The organism is Anoxybacillus pushchinoensis (assembly GCF_900111795.1).
GTDB classification, from domain to species: Bacteria; Bacillota; Bacilli; order Bacillales; family Anoxybacillaceae; genus Anoxybacillus; species Anoxybacillus pushchinoensis.
On the sequence record NZ_FOJQ01000043.1, the window covers coordinates 1 to 17,700 of the forward strand.

Here is a 17,700-nt window from a genome sequence, read left to right on the forward strand (position 1 = left end):
ATGCGACATTTCGTGTTATCCGGTATTAGCACCGATTTCTCGGTGTTATCCCCGTCTACAGGGCAGGTTGCCCACGTGTTACTCACCCGTCCGCCGCTAACGATTCAAAAGCAAGCTTTCGAATCGTCCGCTCGACTTGCATGTATTAGGCACGCCGCCAGCGTTCGTCCTGAGCCAGGATCAAACTCTCCATAGAAAGTTTATCTCTCTAGCTTCATACGCTTTTCGCTTCGTTCAGTTTTCAAGGAACATCAAAGCGGGTGATGGGAATCGAACCCACGACATCAGCTTGGAAGGCTGAGGTTTTACCACTAAACTACACCCGCACGTCGAATTTTATAATAAGCAACAACACTCATCTCGCCCAATCATGCCTCTTCCTCTACTAGCATATTCAAAGATGATGGATGCGTCGAGGCAACTCGTAGTTTACTCGACGAAGCGTCGCTCGTGGCTGAGGTTTTACCACTAAACTACACCCGCATAGTTGATAACGAGATGGTCGGGAAGACAGGATTCGAACCTGCGACCCCATGGTCCCAAACCATGTGCTCTACCAAGCTGAGCTACTTCCCGTCCTCATATCATATAAAAATAAACATGGCGCGCCCGAGAGGATTCGAACCCCTAACCTTCTGATCCGTAGTCAGATGCTCTATCCAATTGAGCTACGGGCGCATTTTTAACGACCTCTCCAATATAACACATTTTATTATTCAAAGTCAATAGTTTTTTTGGATGCGGCCGAGAGGACTTGAACCTCCACGGGGTTGCCCCCACTAGGCCCTCAACCTAGCGCGTCTGCCATTCCGCCACGACCGCATATAACAAAAACCGACCGACTGGTGCGGGTGGAGGGACTTGAACCCCCACGCCAAAGGCGCCAGATCCTAAGTCTGGTGCGTCTGCCAATTCCGCCACACCCGCAAGATGGTGAGCCATGGAGGACTCGAACCTCCGACCCTCTGATTAAAAGTCAGATGCTCTACCTACTGAGCTAATGGCTCATCTCAACAAAGCTAATCCCCAGTATTTTTTGACGTCCCGCTCTCAGTATGACTAATCAAGCAGAAGCTCGAGCGGTACGCTGTCGCCTGCTCAAAGAAGCTAAATCGATCGTGCTCTACCTACTGAGCTAATGGCTCATCATATACATGGCTGGGCTAGCTGGATTCGAACCAGCGCATCACGGAGTCAAAGTCCGTTGCCTTACCGCTTGGCTATAGCCCATTGATATAACTTCATGAAATACTTCTACGAATATGCTTCATGAGTTAACACCGCAGGATAATTTCAAGAATTTCTGTCAGGAAATTCGGGAAATTATCCGACATTGATATAATATTTTCAAAACAATGGCGGTCCCGACGGGGATCGAACCCGCGATCTCCTGCGTGACAGGCAGGCATGTTAACCACTACACCACGGGACCACAAAGAGTGGAGGATGACGGGATCGAACCGCCGACCCCTTGCTTGTAAGGCAAGTGCTCTCCCAGCTGAGCTAATCCTCCGAAATAAAATGGAGTGAACAAAATGAGCACTCCACACGATGACCCGTACGGGATTCGAACCCGTGTTACCGCCGTGAAAGGGCGGTGTCTTAACCACTTGACCAACGGGCCATATTCATCATCTTCCTGGCGGAGAAGGCGGGATTTGAACCCGCGCGCCGTAAAAGAACGACCTAACGGTTTAGCAAACCGTCCCCTTCAGCCACTTGGGTACTTCTCCAATGGCTCCGCAGGTAGGATTCGAACCTACGACCGCTCGGTTAACAGCCGAGTGCTCTACCACTGAGCTACTGCGGAATAACATCTTGTTTAGGACTGTTTACATTATATTTATCATTTTTATATGTGTCAACTATCTTTTTTCGATTTCCCCATCGAACAACGACGGCTTTTATAATTTAGCACATACATATTTAGCTTGTCAACACTCTCTTTTTATTTTTTTTAATTTTCCTCTACAAATTCCACATACGTAACGACTAATGTTCATTGCTTTTCTTCGCACGTACATATATCGACATGATGTACATTCGTAATAATGCTCTTTTTTCTTTTTTGGTAATACAATAGGCTTACAAAATCGCGGAGCTTTTACCTCCTTCAATAATTCCCGAAAATCACGATCACGATGTCGATAGCCTTTTCCTTCAAGGTGTAAATGATAATGACACAATTCGTGTTTAATTATTTGGACAAGTTCTTCTTCTCCGTAGCACTCATAATATTTTCGATTCAACTCAATGTTATGCGTAGAGAGAATATATCGTCCTCCTGTCGTTTTCAAGCGTTCGTTAAACATCGCTCGATGTCGAAATGGCTTATGAAACACTTGTAACGACACGCGCTCAACAAGCGCTTGCAGCTCGCGCTCATCCATTTTTCTTTCCATCCTTTCACCATTGGGCTTTTTCACTCATAGCATATAAGAAAAAATGTGAAGGTGATCATGATGCCAATATGGTTAAAAAATCAAATACGACGTGCATATTATGAGAAAAATCGCGCGCAAATTAAATTGCTGAATCAATGCTGGTTTTTTTATCGGAAAACACACTGCTCATAACAGTGTGTTTTCTGACGTTGGTGGAATCATCGTTAAGGCGATGCGTTCTTTTTGTAAGTCAACAGAGTCAACCCACACTTTTACAATATCCCCTACTGAAACAACATCAAGTGGGTGTTTCACGTATCGCTCGCTTAATTTTGAAATGTGAACAAGTCCATCTTGTTTCACACCAATATCTACAAATACGCCGAAATCAACAACATTTCGTACCGTTCCTTCTAGGTCCATTCCTTTCTGTAAATCTTCGAGCCTTAACACATGTTGCTTTAGTATAGGTTTTGGTAAATCGTCTCGCGGATCGCGCTCCGGTCGTTTTAGAGCATCAATAATATCTTGAAGCGTCAATACACCTATATTGATTTGCTGTGCGATCTGATCTATATTGATCCCCTCAAGTGCAATACGCAATTGCTCACTACCGATCGCCTCCGTCGAGAAACCAAGACGATGCAACAATTGATACACTTCTTCATACCGTTCCGGATGAATCGGAGTGCGGTCTAGAGGTTCATCACCATCTAAAATGCGTAAAAATCCAATACATTGCTCGTACGTCTTCGCCCCTAATCTCGGAATATTTTTCAGTTGCATACGATTTGTAAACTTCCCGTGTTCTTCGCGGTATTTTACGATGTTTTCGGCCACGGTCTTTGTTAAACCAGATACATATTGCAACAATGTCGAAGAAGCAGTGTTGACGTTTACTCCAACTTGGTTCACAACCGTTTCCACAACAAACCGTAACGATTGTTCTAGTTTTTTTTGTGACACATCATGCTGATATTGCCCAACCCCAACCGATTTCGGGTCAATTTTTACTAATTCAGCTAACGGATCTTGCACGCGACGAGCGATGGATACAGCGCTTCTCTCTTCTACTTGCAAATGCGGAAACTCTTGACGCGCCAAATCAGAAGCAGAATATACACTCGCCCCCGCTTCATTTACAATTAAATAAAAGACGTTTCCTTCCCACTCGGCAATGGTGTCAGCGACGAGCTGTTCCGTTTCCCGTGATGCAGTTCCATTTCCAATTGCAATTAACTCGACTCGGTATGTACGAAGAAGCTGCTTTAACTTTTCTTTCGCTTTTTCAACTTCATTTTTTGGTGGATGCGGGTAAATCACGTCAATATGAAGCACTTTTCCCGTTTCATCGACGACGGCCAACTTACATCCTGTACGATACGCTGGATCTATCCCTAAAACAACTTTTCCTTTTAACGGTGGCTGGAGCAATAAGTTGCGTAAGTTTTCAGCGAAAACACGGATCGCTTGCTCTTCCGCACGCTCCGTCAATTCGTTTCGCACTTCCCGTTCAATAGATGGAGCAATGTACCGTTTATATGCGTCCTCAATAGCTTCGGCGACAATGTGAGCAGCAGATGAACGATCGTTTGTTATGATTTGTTTGCGAATGTACGCCATCATTCGTTCCACATCTACGTCAATGGCGATGCGTAAAATCCCTTCTTTTTCACCACGGTTCATCGCTAAAATACGATGAGCAGGTGCTTTGGCGATCGGTTCACGGTGGTCGTAATACATTTCAAATACACGCTTTTCGTCTTTTTCCGTTTCTTTTCCAAAAGAAACAATGGTGCCCGTTTGCCACGTTTGTTGACGAATCCATTGCCGAAGGGCTGCATCATCTGAAACTTTTTCAGCGATAATGTCTTTGGCCCCCTGAATGACCTCATCAATCGTACGTACTTCCTTTTGTTCGTCAATAAATAATTTCGCTCGCTCTGCAATTGACTCATTAGGAAACGTTAATAACCATTCCGCAAACGGCTCTAACCCTTTTTCTTTTGCAATGGTTGCCTTCGTGCGCCGCTTTTGCTTATACGGGCGATATAAATCCTCCACTTCTTGCAATTTTGTTGCGCCTAAAATCGCTTCTTTTAAGTCGTCTGTCAACTTCCCTTGCTCATCAATCAAACGAATGACTTCTTCTTTTCGCTTCGTTAAGTTTTGCAAATAGTCCCATTCGTCTAAAATCGTCCGAATTTGCACTTCATCGAGCGCACCGGTCATTTCTTTCCGATAGCGAGCAATAAAAGGTATCGTATTTCCTTCTTCATGAAGTTGAATAACATGTTGAATATGTACAAGCGGAATGTTTAATTTCGTAGCCAGTTTGTTTAGTAGCTCCAAGAAAAATTCCTCCTCTTAAACAAAAATAGCTACAAAACGTAGCTATTTTTCCATCATATTAAAAATCAATAAGACCGAGACTGATTTGCAACGCTTCATCAACCTTATCCATCATCTCGTCATCTAAATGGGTAATCTTATCTGTCAGACGTTGTTTATCAATCGTTCGAATTTGTTCAAGCAAAATGACAGAGTCCCGCTCAAATCCGTAGCGCTTTGCATCGATTTCGACATGTGTGGGCAGCTTGGCTTTTTGAATTTGCGCAGTAATGGCAGCAACAATGACGGTCGGACTGAAACGGTTCCCGATATCATTTTGAATAACAAGTACAGGGCGCACGCCCCCTTGCTCTGATCCAACTACTGGAGAAAGATCGGCAAAATACACGTCACCACGTTTGACAATCAAAAGATTACCCCCCGCTAACTAAGCGTTCAACGGTGTGGTCAGCTTCATATTCCGCAAGAAACGCCTCCGATGCAAGCGACAAGTTGATTTTCGCCATCTCCATATACCCACGTCTCATCGCTTCCCGAATTTGACGCTTTTTCCGCTCACGGATGTACATTTTCATCGCTTGATAAATGAGTTCATTTCGGCTGCCGTTTTCTTGCTTGACAATTCCATCTAATTCGCTCACTAACGCCTGCGGTAACCGAATAACGATTTCTGTTGTTGCGCTGGATTCAGACACAAACACACACCTCCAACTAAACTACAACCACATAGTTGCTCCCAATCTACATCATACCATTTCATCTTCGCGATGCAAAGTCATTTCCAGCATCATTTGTTCAATTTTTGTAGAAATTTTTCGAAAAATACCGTTCTCCTTGCACCTATCTACTATAATACCGCATTTCTCACTTCAATTATACTCTTGTTTTTTAAAAAAATACGGGGAACACGATAACTAATTGTACAAGGGATTTCGTAATTGATCGTATTCAAATGGGATGCAACATCATCAATCGAAATGCGAGCGCCTTGTTGTTCGCCAATGAGCGTAACCTTTGTGCCAACTGGCAGCTCATAAGGCAAGCGAATCATCATTTGATCCATACAAACCCGACCAACAATTGGGACACGTTTTCCATCCACAAGAACAGAAAAATGCTGCATCCGACGCAACCAACCATCTGCATAGCCGATCGGAACCGTACCAATCCACTCGTCTGTTTCCGCCTCATATGTCGCCCCGTAGCTTATTTTTTCCCCTCGTTTCACTTTTTTAACATGTGTTAAGCGACTATGGAGCGAGAACGCTTCCTTTAGAGGATACGGCAACAACGGTTTCATTTCTTGTGACGGCGACAATCCATACATCGAAATACCTAAACGAACCGCATTAAACACGCGATTCGGATAACGCAATCCGGCCGCGCTATTAGCGCAATGAATGACGGGTGGGGTGACAGGTAACCATTTTAACATGCGCATAAACGCATCATATTGAAACTCAAAATAATCGGTCTTTCGTTCATCCGCCGTTGCAAAATGCGTATACACTCCTTCAAGTACGAAATCCGTTTGTTGCGACATAAGCGCAACGATCCGCTCTATTTCTTCCTTCGTTTTAACACCTAGACGCCCCATCCCTGTATCGCATTTAATATGAATCATAAGCGGCCGCTCATATGCATAAGCTAGTGCTTCCTCAACCCATTGCGATTGATATACGGTTAATGAAATATTTTCCTTTGCGGCAAGCGGAGCGTATTGAGGGTTCGTCGCCCCAAGCACGAGAATGGGGACGTCTAAAGGAATTCCTTTTTTACGCAGTGCCAACGCTTCATCTAAAAAAGCAACTGCTAATCTTGTCGCCCCCGCTTCAAGCGCCGTTTTCGCCACTTGTATATCCCCATGCCCATAAGCGTTCGCCTTCACGACAGCAATGACTTCAACATGAGATCCAACATGCTGTTTCATTGACTGTACGTTATAAAAAATCGCATCTAAATCAATCTCTGCCCATGTATCGCGGTAAAATGCTTTCTCCATCCTTCAAAAGCCCCTTTAAAAATATGTTCACGTTTGATTATTTCTTTTGCCCTTGCATCATGTCAACAAAAAAATAAAGACTCGCCGCGCGAGTCTTACTTCATAACCTTCCCTTGCACCGAACGGGCAATCGCAACCATTTCTTCTTTCGTTAAATCTTGTGAAGCGAGAATAAAATCGACACCTTTATACGTCCACGTCAACGTGCCGTTTGCCATCGCTCCAACAGCAAACCCTAAATCAACAGGCTCACCTTTAACAGTTGTCGATACGTTTGCTGTCGGTACAGCATGCGCTTTTTCTTGTACAAGCGTAAACGACTTTTCCCCAGCAAATGTCATCACTATCCGCTTGCCATTTGCCGTTGTAAATTCTTTTTCTTCAACAAGTTTCACACCATCGAGTTCGTATGTCGGATACATGACCGGCGCTGCTTGTTGGTTTGCTGCTGTCGTCGCTTCTTGTTCATTTTCTAACTTCGCTCTTGTCATATTTTTACTTACATCAAAAGCGTTATCATCAAACGAAGCATCCCATTCAACTTTGGAAAATTCAACCGTTAACATCGGTTGGGAATCAACATCCATGACCGTCACTTTTACCGGTGTTAAATCTTTTTTATTTAACGTAATCTCTTGCTTCGGTAACATTTTTTTGTTTTCATAATTTGTTTTCGTTTGGAACACGTAATGGTTTTTTGTCGCTTTAAAATCCGCTTTCGTATCAGCTAAAATGTCTTTTACGAGCGATTCATACAAATATACTTGACTTGCGTTTTGCGGCCAGTCGCTTTGAAAGCGAAAACTTTTATTTAGTGCAGGCGTTAATACAAATACTCCTTCGTCGTTGCGCAAAATCATTTGATGTTGATCACGCTGGGCGTTTTTCAAGTTCACGCGATAATAATTTGGAGACTTATGCCAAATCTCAATTTCATATACTTGTGGCTCCGTCCCTGTTTGCAGCGTCATTTTTGCTTCGGCTTTGTACCCAGACATCGTTTGTACTTTCTCATCGAGCGCCTTTAATACATCTTGTTGCGACTTTTCTCCGCAAGCGGCCAAACTGCCTAGAATAAAAATAAGCAGGCACCAAAAAAGCCATGTTCGTCTCATGTTTTCAACCCCTTTACCTCATTTGGACTTCCTTCATAAGCCATCATATGAGGTCAAACGGGAGAATATGCAGACTAGCTTGACAAGCGTTCAATGATTACTTGCGCAACTGCATAATGTTCGCTATGTGAAATCGAAACGTGCACACGTTCATTCGGTGACGAAGAAACAATATACGGTTTGCCGTTTTCATCATGTTGAATTTCAATGTCGCGAAAGGAAACGTTAGCACCGATGCCCGTTCCTAACGCTTTTGCATATGCTTCTTTTGCTGCAAATCGTCCAGCCACAAATTCAATTTTCCGTTTTGACGATAGTTGTTGAAAACGAATATATTCATTGTCTGTTAAAATGCGCTCAATCAATTTCGGCTGACGTTCCATTAGCTCTGCAATGCGATGTAATTCGACAATATCAATGCCAATACCAACAATCATCCACATCCCTCCTGTAAAGAAAAAGAAGCTATCTTTTCAGACAGCTTCTATCGTTTTGTACGTGTTTTCGCTCCGCGTCCACGCGTCTCACTACGACGTTGACGCGTTTGGACTTGCCGCTTCTTCTCTTTTTTCATAAGCGGTGGCTCTTCCGTCAACTGTACCGGCGTCATATCCGGCTCTTTCGTTAACATTTTAATACACGCAGCAACGAGCGAAACAGAGTCGTGCTCTTCTAGCAATTCCTCAGCAGCGCGTTTGTAAAATGATAAGTTATTATGTTCAATGGTAGCAAGCAATTTTTCCACAGCTGCCCGCTGTTGACCTTCCAGCGCCTCATCTAACGTCGGTGGCTTCATCCGTTCCATTTTCCGCTTCGTCGTTTTTTCAATATGGTGCAACTGTCCGATTTCACGTGGAGTAACGAACGTAATCGCCATTCCTGTTTTGCCCGCACGTCCTGTTCGACCGATACGGTGAACGTAGCTTTCTGGATCTTGCGGAATATCGAAGTTATAAACATGCGTTACGCCAGAAATATCTAAGCCCCTCGCAGCAACGTCAGTCGCAACTAAAATATCAATTGAACCTTCTTTAAACTTGCGCAAGACAGATAAACGTTTCGCCTGGCTTAAATCACCGTGGATACCTTCTGCTGTATAACCGCGCAAGTTGAGCGCTTCCGCTAGCTCATCGACACGACGCTTCGTTCTTCCGAAAACGATCGCTAACTCCGGAGATTGAATATCTAGTAAACGCGTTAACGTATCAAATTTTTTCTTCTCTTGAATTTCGATATAGTATTGTTGAATGTTCGGAACGGTCATTTCTTTCGCTTTCACACGAACGAGTTCCGGATTATTCATAAATCGTTCAGCAATGCGGCGAATTGGCTCTGGCATTGTCGCTGAAAAAAGAAGCGTCTGTCGTTCAGTTGGCACATGACTTAAAATAGCTTCAATATCTTCAACAAACCCCATGTTCAACATTTCATCCGCTTCATCTAACACGACGGTATGCACGTTCTGTAAACGGAGCGTACGACGTTGAATATGATCAATAATGCGTCCTGGCGTACCGACAATAATATGCGGATGCTTTTTTAACGCTCGAATTTGACGTTCAATATCTTGCCCCCCGTAAATCGGCAACACGCGCACACGCTTCGTTGAACCAATTTTATATAGCTCCTCGGATACTTGAATAGCTAATTCTCGCGTCGGTGCAACAATAATTGCTTGCACAGCATCATGGTTCATGTCAATTTTTTCAACAAGTGGAATGCCGAACGCTGCCGTTTTTCCAGTCCCTGTTTGCGCTTGCCCGATGACATCACGATTTTGTAAACTAAGCGGAATCGTAGCCGCTTGAATTGGCGTCGCCTCTTCAAATCCCATTTTACTAACTGCTTTCATCACTTCTGGACTTAATCCAAATTCTTTAAATGTAGCCAATGTTTTCATACTCCTTCTTCAAATAACTTACGAAAAAAGGCATTCCCGTATAGACGGAAGTGCCTTGTTCAAATTCATTCCGTAAACAGCTCTCGTTCATCATACCATTTTATGCATATGTTTTCAACAAATTGAACAATTCTTTTTACTCATTTAGCAAAGAAATGATTTCCTCTAGTTTCATGCCACGCGATGCTTTCAATAAAATGACATCGCCTGCACTTATCAACGCTTGCACATCTGCTGCTAATTTCCTTTTGTCATCATACGAACGAACACATCCTGCGCGAAACCGTTCGCTCGCTCGCTCAGCGATCGCTTTGGCGCGCGTGCCGTACGTCAACACGTAATGTATGCTTTGCGGATCGATCATCTCACCAATTTGCTCATGAAAAGCGATTTCTTGGTCACCTAGTTCAAGCATATCCCCGACAATCGCTATTTTTTTGCGATATCCTGTCAGCTGGCCGAGCAGCTCAAGGGCAGCACGCATAGATGTTGGGCTTGCGTTATATGCATCATTAATAATTGTTACCCCATCATCTCGCTTGATTACTTCTGTTCGCATTTTTGTTACAGTCAAGCGCGAAAATCCTTCCTTCATATGTGCTACATCGATAGAAGCAAAACGAGCCACAACAATGGCTGCAAGGGCATTCATCACGTGATGACGCCCAAGAAGCGGCATATGGAACATTTCATTCGGCCAACGATTGACTGTAAATGACGTACCATCCGCCTGAACACGAATGTCAAGCGGATAATAATCGTTTGTCTTTGCCATTCCAAACGTTTCGACATGCGAAAGCATACACTGTTGAACACGCGTTTGCAATAGCGGTTCGTCGCCGTGATAAATAAATAACCCCCCACGTTGTAGTCCTTTGACGATTTCAAACTTCGCTGTGGCGATTCCTTCGCGCGAACCGAGCTCTTGCAAATGTGATTCACCAATGTTTGTGATGATAGCAACATCTGGTTCCGCAAGAGTAGAAAGGAGCTCAATTTCTCCAAAACCGCTCATGCCCATCTCGACAACAGCATACTCTGTGTCCTCTTTTAAGCGGAGAAGGGTCAGTGGCACACCGATATGATTGTTTAAATTTCCTTCTGTTTTTTGTACGCGATATACAGTTCCAAGCAGCGATGCAATCATATCTTTCGTCGTCGTTTTCCCGTTGCTTCCTGTCACGCCAATGATACGCGTCCGAAGTTGTTTACGATACGCATGAGCGAGCTGTTGGAGAGCAACGAGCGTATCATCAACAAAAATGAGAGGGACATCTTTCGGTGCATTTGGCTCATGTTTGCTCCATAATGCGGCTGCTGCCCCTTTGTCAAACGCCTCCTTCACAAACTGATGACCATTAAACGTTGCTCCTTTTAACGGAACATATAAATTCCCTCTCTCAATTGTGCGCGTATCTGTTGACACACCATGAATCATAACAGAAGTATATCGCTCATCAATTATACTTCCAGGAATCATCGTTTGAATGTCTGCTAATGAACGTATAATCATATGATCACCTTAAAATACATACGTAATGTTTTGTTTTTCTTCATATCGCTCAATCGCCAGTTGAATGAGGCGTTCAATTAATTCCTCATACGATACACCTGTATGTTTCCATAAGAGCGGGAACATGCTGAATGGCGTAAAGCCTGGCATCGTATTGACTTCGTTAATGTACGCTACCCCATCTGCTGTTAAGAAAAAGTCAGCGCGAACTAAACCGGATAAATCGAGCGTTTGAAAAGCAGTAAGAGCCATTTGTTTAATGGTCTCATATTCTTTGTCCGTAATATTGGCTGGGATGACTAATTGTGTGTTCCCATCGACATATTTCGCTTCGTAATCGTAAAACTCTTTTTTCGGCACAATTTCCCCCACAACCGAACAAATGGGTTCATCGTTGCCGATCACCCCAATCTCCACTTCACGACCGACAATCGCCTCTTCTACAATGACTTTTCGATCGTAACGAAACGCCTCTTGAAATGCGGTTTGTAATTGCTCACGGTTTTTACATTTACTAATTCCCACGCTCGAACCAGCATTGGCTGGCTTAACAAAGCACGGGTAGCCAAGCTCACGTTCTACCGTTTCATATACAGTTTCTTTATGTTTTTCCCATTCTTTTTTTAAGAAAAATACGTAACGCGCTTGTTTCAACCCTGCTTGTGCAAACAATTGCTTCATGACCACTTTATCCATACCGACAGCCGATGCTAACACACCGTTCCCAACGTACGGTACGTTTAATAATTCTAACATTCCTTGCACCGTTCCGTCCTCTCCGTTCGGGCCGTGCAAAAGCGGGAAAATGACATCGATTCGTTCTTCCTTATTTCCTTCGCGGTTAGCAATGGAAGTAAGCGCTGGCAGCCCATTATCGAAAACGAGTTGCTTCACATCTTGCACTTCTCCTTCGATCGCCTTGCCACGCCACCACTGTCCGTCCGTTGTAATATAAATCGGTACAACGGTAAACTTCTCTTTATTGATTGCATTAATCACAGAGCGCGCTGTTTGCAGCGATACTTTATGTTCAGGCGACTTGCCGCCGTATAGTACACCTAACGTGGTCGTCATGTTTCTTCCTCCTCAACTGTTCATGTCACTTCATTTATTGTAGCACAACTACTTTTTTATTTATATGGCGAAACGAGCCTAGATGGTGACAATGCATATTATTTCCCTGTTTGGAAACGATAAAAATACAATTGGAAAAAAGGTGTGTGAATATGAACACAATACAAATGTTATTCGTTTTAATGCTATCCATCGGACTAATGAATCACGTCATTATCATTCCAATCTTACTTGAAGTAGCTGGGCGAGATGCATGGATCTCTGCCGTTCTTGGGTTGATCCTTCTCGTCCTTTTCCTCCCACTTGTTTATTTTCCGATAAAACAATCGCAACAAACGCACATCTTTCAATGGCTAAAAGAAAATATCGGCGCACCAATTGCCTATTTTATCGCTTCCGTCACATGTTTATATTTACTCATCATTAGCATCGTCACATTAAAAGATACAACAACGTTTACAACGACATCATATTTAACAGCAACACCGAACTGGGCAATTATCATCGCACTTTGTATTGTTTGTTTTTATAACGCTTCGATCGGTTTACCATCAATCGCTAAAACGTCGGGTGTTATTTTACCTTTCGTTGTGCTGTTCGGTATATTCGTCGCTTTAGCTACAATCCCACATAAAAACTATGAATTGTTAAAACCGATGCTCGAAGAAGGGTGGGGACCTGTTTGGAAAGGGGTCATGTACGTTGCTGCCGGGTACGGGGAAATTGTTCTTCTCCTGTTTATGCAACAACAAATGAAAACAAATATTTCTTTTATGAAACTCATTTTGTTCGGGCTTGTCGCCGCTAGTTTATCAATTGGGCCAACGATTGGGGCCATTACAGAATTTGGTCCTGCAGCAGCGAGTCATCTCCGTTACCCTGCATTTGAACAATGGCGCATGGTGAACTTAGGAACATATTTAGAGCATTTTGATTTTTTATCTGTTTACCAGTGGCTCGCGGGCGCTTTCATCCGCATTTCGCTCGCAACTGCGCTTATTCCAGAGCTATTTGATATAACGAATAAAGCATCACGACGGTGGATTTTAATATTCGTATACGTCGTCTTGTTCTTCGCTGCTATGACACCAATGAGCGACTATACATTTTTTCATATGTTAAAAAAATGGGTGCTGCCTATTTCGTTTCTATTCATTTGCTTTCTTTCTACCGTCTTGTTCGTCCTAGCGTTGGCGATACGTATAAAAGAAAGGAGAGCGTCCGCATGACCGCTGAAATCATTGTCGATGAACGAACATTAAAAGAACATTTTGCACAATGTAAAGATGTCGTACTTATGCCAGCTACCATCTATTCGGACGAACGAAAACCGCTTTCACTCATTTTCGTCTATTGTGAAGAATTATGTGATACGAAGCTACTTAAAGAATTTATTTTCCCGACCATTACGCGCATGGGACAACAATATCCGCTATATTCCGTTACAGATATTGAAAAATATAAACAAATGCTACTTCATTTAATCGGAAAATCAGTTTCTGCTCAACAGCTTGATTTTATCATTTTTAACGGAGATTTAATCATTTACTTCGTCGAAGCTGGGGTGATGTATTCCATTTCGCTCGCGAATCCACCAAACCGCAACCCCGAAGAGCCAAACACAGAAGTGTCGATTCGCGGACCGAAAGACGGCTTTATTGAAGAAGTAGCTAAAAACGTAGCGCTCGTGCGCAAGCGGCTAAAAACGAGCAGTTTACAAGTCGAACAAGTATTAATCGGCAAACGAAGCCGAACGAAAGTCGATCTTTTATATATAAAAGACATCATAAATCAAGAAACAATTGATGAGCTCAAGCGACGGTTAAGTACCATCAACATCGATGCCTTAACTGGGACGAATCAATTAGAAGAATTGTTAAGCGAAAAATACATCTCTTTATTTCCCGTCTTCGCATACTCTGGTCGTCCTGATTTTGTCGTGAACGCACTATTAAACGGACGGTTTGTTGTTTTTGTTGATGGCTCGCCGACAGCATTGATCGGACCAGCAAATTTAACATTTTTGTTAAATACTTCAGAAGACGATAGTACATCATTTGTGTTTGTGACATTTCAACGCATTATTCGCCTAATCGGTGTAAGCGTCGCTGTCTTTTTACCGGGTCTTTGGGTCGCAATTATAACGTATCATCAAGATCAGTTGCCGTTTACACTATTGGCAACAATCGTCCTCTCACGGCAAGGGGTTCCCCTCCCCGCTCCGTTAGAAGCATTTATTGTGATCAGCTTGTTTGAAATTTTCAAGGAAGCGGGGATGCGGCTGCCGATTGCGATCGGACAAACGTTATCTGTCGTTGGGGGCTTAATTATCGGGCAAGCTGCAATAAACACAGGTTTATCAGGACCAGGTACGCTTGTCGTCATGGCGACATCAGTTATTGCGACGTTTACACTCGTTAATCAATCGCTTGCTGGAACGGTGTCGATTTTACGTTTTATCGTCCTTGCCGCTTCATCGTTGCTCGGACTTTTCGGTTTCATTGCATCGATGTTTTTTATTCTTGTTTATACAGCAAATTTAACTTCGTTTGGCGTCCCGTACTTAGCACCGATTTCCCCAGCGACAGGGGACATATGGAAAGTGGTGATTACTAGTGGATGGAAAAGATTTAAACGCCGTCCAAAAATGTTGAAAACAAGCGACAATACGCCGGGTGATGAATCATGATTCGCGCAATTGTTTGTTGTTTCTTTTGTTTCGTATTAACGGGCTGTTGGGGAATGAAAGATATTGACCATCTCGCTTACATTCATGCAATCGGTATAGATTATGAAGACGATCAAGTGATCGCATACGCTCAGCTCATTAGTTTTTCAGGGCTCGCAAAAGTCGAAGCGGGAGGTGGCCGAGAAAAATCGACCGTTACGATCGGAAAGGCAAAAGGAGAAACGTTTAATGTCGCGACAGATCGGTTGTATCACACCATTCAACAAGGCGTATCGTGGGGACATATTAAAGGGATTGTTTTTACGGAACGGGCGCTCAAAAAAGGACTTGTGCGTGACGTCATTGATGTGCTTGACCGTTACAATGAAATTCGCTATACCATTTGGGCATTTACAACGAAAGAATCGATTGAACAGCTATTTGAAACAACGCCATTTTTAGATTACTCGCCGTATTTTTCGTTACTGGCGAACCCGACGGACATTTATAAACAAAGTTCATTCATTCAACCGAAGCGCATTAATGAGCTGATCGCCGCTTCTAATGAAAAAGCAGTTACGTTTCCGCTCCCTTCCCTTTCTGTCGAGGAGAAAAGCTGGACGGAAAATAAAAAAAAGAAGCCGATGCTAAAAATCGACGGCGTTTGTTTTTTACATCGCTACAATAAACAAGCATGTATCCCACGCCGTCAACTTGATGGTTTACGCTGGGTAACAAAAGGGACGGGGCGGACACCGATTTACATTCAGCCAAACAGCAAAATGATTGGGACGCTCGTTGTGCGCGGACCGAAATCGAGCATATCGTATAAAATAAAAGACGGCCACCCCGTATTCACCGTTGAGGTGCAAGCGACAGGGAGCATCATCGAATTGCGCGAGCGCATGTCAGAAAAGCAAATTGTTGAATACGCATCAAAAACGGTAGAAAAGGAAGTGCAATCGTTGTTCGAACACGGGGTAAAAGAAGGAGTCGATACGCTTCAGTTATCGAACGCCTTGTATCGCCAAAACGTGAATGATTGGCGAAAATACACGACAAACGGAGTAGTCCCCCTTACAAAAAATACGTTACAACGTATCCATGTCAAATTAAGTATTGACACATACGGGAAATCGAAAAAATAAAAGCGATGAGAGCTACTCATCGCTTCTTTACCGCATGTAAACGTGCTTCGATCCACTCGCTCAACGCCTCTTGTGCTGTTTTCTCGCGTTCGAGCCAATATTGTTCGATCCGTTTTCCTAATTGATCCATCTCATCATTATCCGTTAATACGCGCATTAACTGTTGATCGTACGGCTCATTGTCATTGAGAAAATAAATCAGTCCTTTTTTTCTTAAATAATGTAAATTCATTTGTTCTTGCCCTGGTAAATACGAGAGTGTGAAAGCAGGTAACCGTTTTGCAAGCACTTCGCTCATTGTCACACCACCCGGTTTTGTCACAATGGCATCGACTTTATCATATAATTCGTTCATTTTCGCTGGATCGGAAATGTATCGAAACGGCCAAACGCGCGGATCGTCCCAGCTTTTCAGCTCGTTATACAGCGCTTCATTTTTGCCGCATAATACAAAATAAGTGAGCTGAGAATGTTTCGCATTTGTTAAAAACTGTTTCATTTTCCCTAATCCTTGATTGCCACCTGCCACTAAAATACGTTTATTTTCCCGCTGTTTTCTTTTCTTAGAAGGTACAATATGCTCATGAATTGGAATGCCTGTTACAATGACGCGATGACGATCGATGCGAAGCGTTGTACACATAAACCGCTTTGCCTCTTCATGTGGAACAAAATGGTAGTCGATTGCTGTTTTTCCCCAAATACCACTTAAAAAAAAGTCGGTATACACGTTCACAACCGGAATAGTAACAACACCTTTTTGCTTTAAACGATGCAATACGTGTGATGGAAATGAATGGGTACATATAATAAGATCTGGATCTTTCTCTTGAAGAAGACGTTTCATCTTTTTTTCAAAATAAAGTAGCCACGGTTCAAGTGTTGGCTGCTCGAATTTTCTCATCCAACGTCGGTACATCCACTCATACGAATGAGGTAATACCGAAATCCATCGAAGGTAAAAATCGGCTACTCTTTTTTCCATTTGTTCGTTGCAATAACTGAGGAAATCAAGCTTTTCAAAAGACGCCTCTGGAAAGCGACGTTGCAACGAATAGATAAGCGCATCCGCCACTTGATGATGGCCAGTTGACATTTGGAACAAAGGCAGGACAAGAATGTTCATCATAACGAGCTCCCTTTTAGCTTTGCTTTCTTTTTTTCATATACAAAATAATGGAAAATAAAGAAAGAACCTGAATCCGTGACAAAACATCTTTACAATGGATGCAAACCGTTGATACGATAAGGGAAAACGACGTTGACGACTCTTCATCAAGTAGGTGAATGTGATGAAAGATTTCCCGATTCGGTTTGTATTGACAGATGAAGCGATTACTCCAAGTGCTGGGCTTGCTCTCGTGGGCTACTTACTGCACCAAACGAAGCTGGATAAACGAGTAAACGCCCTTCGGCTCCCAACGGTTCGTCGAGATGTGCACATTTCCCATAGCGATGTCATTCGCTCGATGATTGGTTTGCTTGCCACAGGAAAAACGGATTTTGATCATATCGAAGCGTATCGTCAGGACGATATCTTTTCG

Annotated in this window: 15 protein-coding genes, 12 tRNA genes, 1 rRNA gene and 1 pseudogene; 5 read left to right on the forward strand and 24 right to left on the reverse strand. The window is 43.1% G+C overall.

From position 1 onward, the window contains the following. The 14 genes from BM213_RS10960 to BM213_RS11025 all read right to left on the reverse strand — a co-directional run. A 16S ribosomal RNA gene (locus tag BM213_RS10960) occupies nucleotides 1-196 on the reverse strand; the annotation flags it as partial. A 59-nt stretch (nucleotides 197-255) separates the two neighbouring features. After that, nucleotides 256-326 (reverse strand) — tRNA-Gly (locus BM213_RS10965). Nucleotides 327-499: 173 nt separating this feature from the next. Continuing rightward, a tRNA-Pro gene (locus tag BM213_RS10970) sits at nucleotides 500-576 on the reverse strand. Between the two features lie 25 nt (nucleotides 577-601). After that, a tRNA-Arg gene (locus BM213_RS10975) sits at nucleotides 602-678 on the reverse strand. A gap of 61 nt (nucleotides 679-739) precedes the next feature. After that, nucleotides 740-822: transfer RNA gene (locus tag BM213_RS10980), tRNA-Leu, on the reverse strand. Nucleotides 823-843: 21 nt separating this feature from the next. Continuing rightward, nucleotides 844-927 (reverse strand) — tRNA-Leu (locus tag BM213_RS10985). 4 nt (nucleotides 928-931) lie between these two features. After that, nucleotides 932-1,007: transfer RNA gene (locus tag BM213_RS10990), tRNA-Lys, on the reverse strand. A 148-nt stretch (nucleotides 1,008-1,155) separates the two neighbouring features. Further along, a tRNA-Gln gene (locus BM213_RS10995) sits at nucleotides 1,156-1,230 on the reverse strand. Between the two features lie 126 nt (nucleotides 1,231-1,356). Beyond that, nucleotides 1,357-1,432 (reverse strand) — tRNA-Asp (locus BM213_RS11000). 8 nt (nucleotides 1,433-1,440) lie between these two features. After that, nucleotides 1,441-1,513 (reverse strand) — tRNA-Val (locus tag BM213_RS11005). A 39-nt stretch (nucleotides 1,514-1,552) separates the two neighbouring features. Beyond that, nucleotides 1,553-1,624: transfer RNA gene (locus BM213_RS11010), tRNA-Glu, on the reverse strand. A gap of 16 nt (nucleotides 1,625-1,640) precedes the next feature. Continuing rightward, nucleotides 1,641-1,733 (reverse strand) — tRNA-Ser (locus BM213_RS11015). Between the two features lie 2 nt (nucleotides 1,734-1,735). After that, nucleotides 1,736-1,810: transfer RNA gene (locus BM213_RS11020), tRNA-Asn, on the reverse strand. 124 nt (nucleotides 1,811-1,934) lie between these two features. Further along, on the reverse strand, nucleotides 1,935-2,390 hold the full coding sequence (locus BM213_RS11025; RefSeq protein WP_091704049.1) for a SprT family protein: 456 nt from the start codon (nucleotides 2,388-2,390) through the stop codon (nucleotides 1,935-1,937). A 72-nt stretch (nucleotides 2,391-2,462) separates the two neighbouring features. On the opposite strand from BM213_RS11025, the gene cmpA reads away from it, so the two are divergent. After that, nucleotides 2,463-2,576, forward strand: a complete 114-nt coding sequence (gene cmpA / locus BM213_RS11030) for a cortex morphogenetic protein CmpA (protein WP_091704052.1) — start codon at nucleotides 2,463-2,465, stop codon at nucleotides 2,574-2,576. On the opposite strand, the gene BM213_RS11035 is transcribed toward cmpA, so the two are convergent. The 9 genes from BM213_RS11035 to BM213_RS11075 all read right to left on the reverse strand — a co-directional run bounded on the left by BM213_RS11035 (nucleotide 2,571) and on the right by BM213_RS11075 (nucleotide 12,340). Then, complete coding sequence (locus BM213_RS11035) at nucleotides 2,571-4,736, reverse strand: Tex family protein (protein ID WP_091704055.1); 2,166 nt, start codon at nucleotides 4,734-4,736, stop codon at nucleotides 2,571-2,573. The genes cmpA and BM213_RS11035 overlap by 6 nt on opposite strands. Before the next feature lie 58 nt (nucleotides 4,737-4,794). Further along, complete coding sequence (gene ndoA / locus BM213_RS11040) at nucleotides 4,795-5,145, reverse strand: type II toxin-antitoxin system endoribonuclease NdoA (RefSeq protein ID WP_003253417.1); 351 nt, start codon at nucleotides 5,143-5,145, stop codon at nucleotides 4,795-4,797. Nucleotides 5,146-5,149: 4 nt separating this feature from the next. Beyond that, entirely contained in the window at nucleotides 5,150-5,431 is a 282-nt protein-coding gene (locus tag BM213_RS11045) for a CopG family ribbon-helix-helix protein (RefSeq protein WP_003398486.1), read from the reverse strand. 152 nt (nucleotides 5,432-5,583) lie between these two features. Next, nucleotides 5,584-6,738, reverse strand: coding sequence for an alanine racemase (gene alr, locus BM213_RS11050; RefSeq protein ID WP_091704058.1), 1,155 nt, complete (start codon nucleotides 6,736-6,738; stop codon nucleotides 5,584-5,586). Between the two features lie 95 nt (nucleotides 6,739-6,833). After that, nucleotides 6,834-7,853, reverse strand: a complete 1,020-nt coding sequence (locus BM213_RS11055; RefSeq protein ID WP_091704060.1) for a LolA family protein — start codon at nucleotides 7,851-7,853, stop codon at nucleotides 6,834-6,836. 74 nt (nucleotides 7,854-7,927) lie between these two features. Next, complete coding sequence (gene acpS, locus BM213_RS11060; protein ID WP_091704063.1) at nucleotides 7,928-8,290, reverse strand: holo-ACP synthase; 363 nt, start codon at nucleotides 8,288-8,290, stop codon at nucleotides 7,928-7,930. Between the two features lie 47 nt (nucleotides 8,291-8,337). Then, nucleotides 8,338-9,744, reverse strand: a complete 1,407-nt coding sequence (gene cshA, locus BM213_RS11065; RefSeq protein ID WP_091704082.1) for a degradosome RNA helicase CshA — start codon at nucleotides 9,742-9,744, stop codon at nucleotides 8,338-8,340. A 145-nt stretch (nucleotides 9,745-9,889) separates the two neighbouring features. Continuing rightward, nucleotides 9,890-11,266 carry a UDP-N-acetylmuramoyl-tripeptide--D-alanyl-D-alanine ligase gene (locus BM213_RS11070; protein WP_091704066.1) on the reverse strand — a complete coding sequence of 459 codons (1,377 nt, stop codon included), beginning with the start codon at nucleotides 11,264-11,266 and terminating at the stop codon, nucleotides 9,890-9,892. A gap of 9 nt (nucleotides 11,267-11,275) precedes the next feature. Beyond that, entirely contained in the window at nucleotides 11,276-12,340 is a 1,065-nt protein-coding gene (locus tag BM213_RS11075) for a D-alanine--D-alanine ligase (RefSeq protein WP_091704068.1), read from the reverse strand. A 152-nt stretch (nucleotides 12,341-12,492) separates the two neighbouring features. On the opposite strand from BM213_RS11075, the gene BM213_RS11080 reads away from it, so the two are divergent. Genes BM213_RS11080 through BM213_RS11090 form a run of 3 tightly spaced genes read left to right on the forward strand, consistent with a single transcriptional unit; the run spans nucleotide 12,493 to nucleotide 16,156 of the window. Then, a complete protein-coding gene (locus tag BM213_RS11080; protein WP_091704071.1) occupies nucleotides 12,493-13,569 on the forward strand; it encodes a GerAB/ArcD/ProY family transporter in 1,077 nt (358 codons plus the stop codon). Beyond that, a complete protein-coding gene (locus BM213_RS11085) occupies nucleotides 13,566-15,029 on the forward strand; it encodes a spore germination protein (protein WP_091704074.1) in 1,464 nt (487 codons plus the stop codon). Before BM213_RS11080 ends, BM213_RS11085 begins: the two co-directional genes overlap by 4 nt. Continuing rightward, nucleotides 15,026-16,156, forward strand: coding sequence for a Ger(x)C family spore germination protein (locus BM213_RS11090; RefSeq protein WP_091704076.1), 1,131 nt, complete (start codon nucleotides 15,026-15,028; stop codon nucleotides 16,154-16,156). The genes BM213_RS11085 and BM213_RS11090 overlap by 4 nt, the downstream gene beginning before the upstream one ends. A 16-nt stretch (nucleotides 16,157-16,172) precedes the next feature. Here BM213_RS11090 and BM213_RS11095 read toward each other — a convergent pair whose 3' ends face one another. Beyond that, nucleotides 16,173-17,285 carry an MGDG synthase family glycosyltransferase gene (locus BM213_RS11095; protein WP_091704079.1) on the reverse strand — a complete coding sequence of 371 codons (1,113 nt, stop codon included), beginning with the start codon at nucleotides 17,283-17,285 and terminating at the stop codon, nucleotides 16,173-16,175. Between the two features lie 163 nt (nucleotides 17,286-17,448). Between BM213_RS11095 and BM213_RS11100 the strand changes: the two are divergent. Beyond that, nucleotides 17,449-17,700 (forward strand): annotated as a pseudogene (locus tag BM213_RS11100) (IS1380 family transposase); the annotation flags it as partial.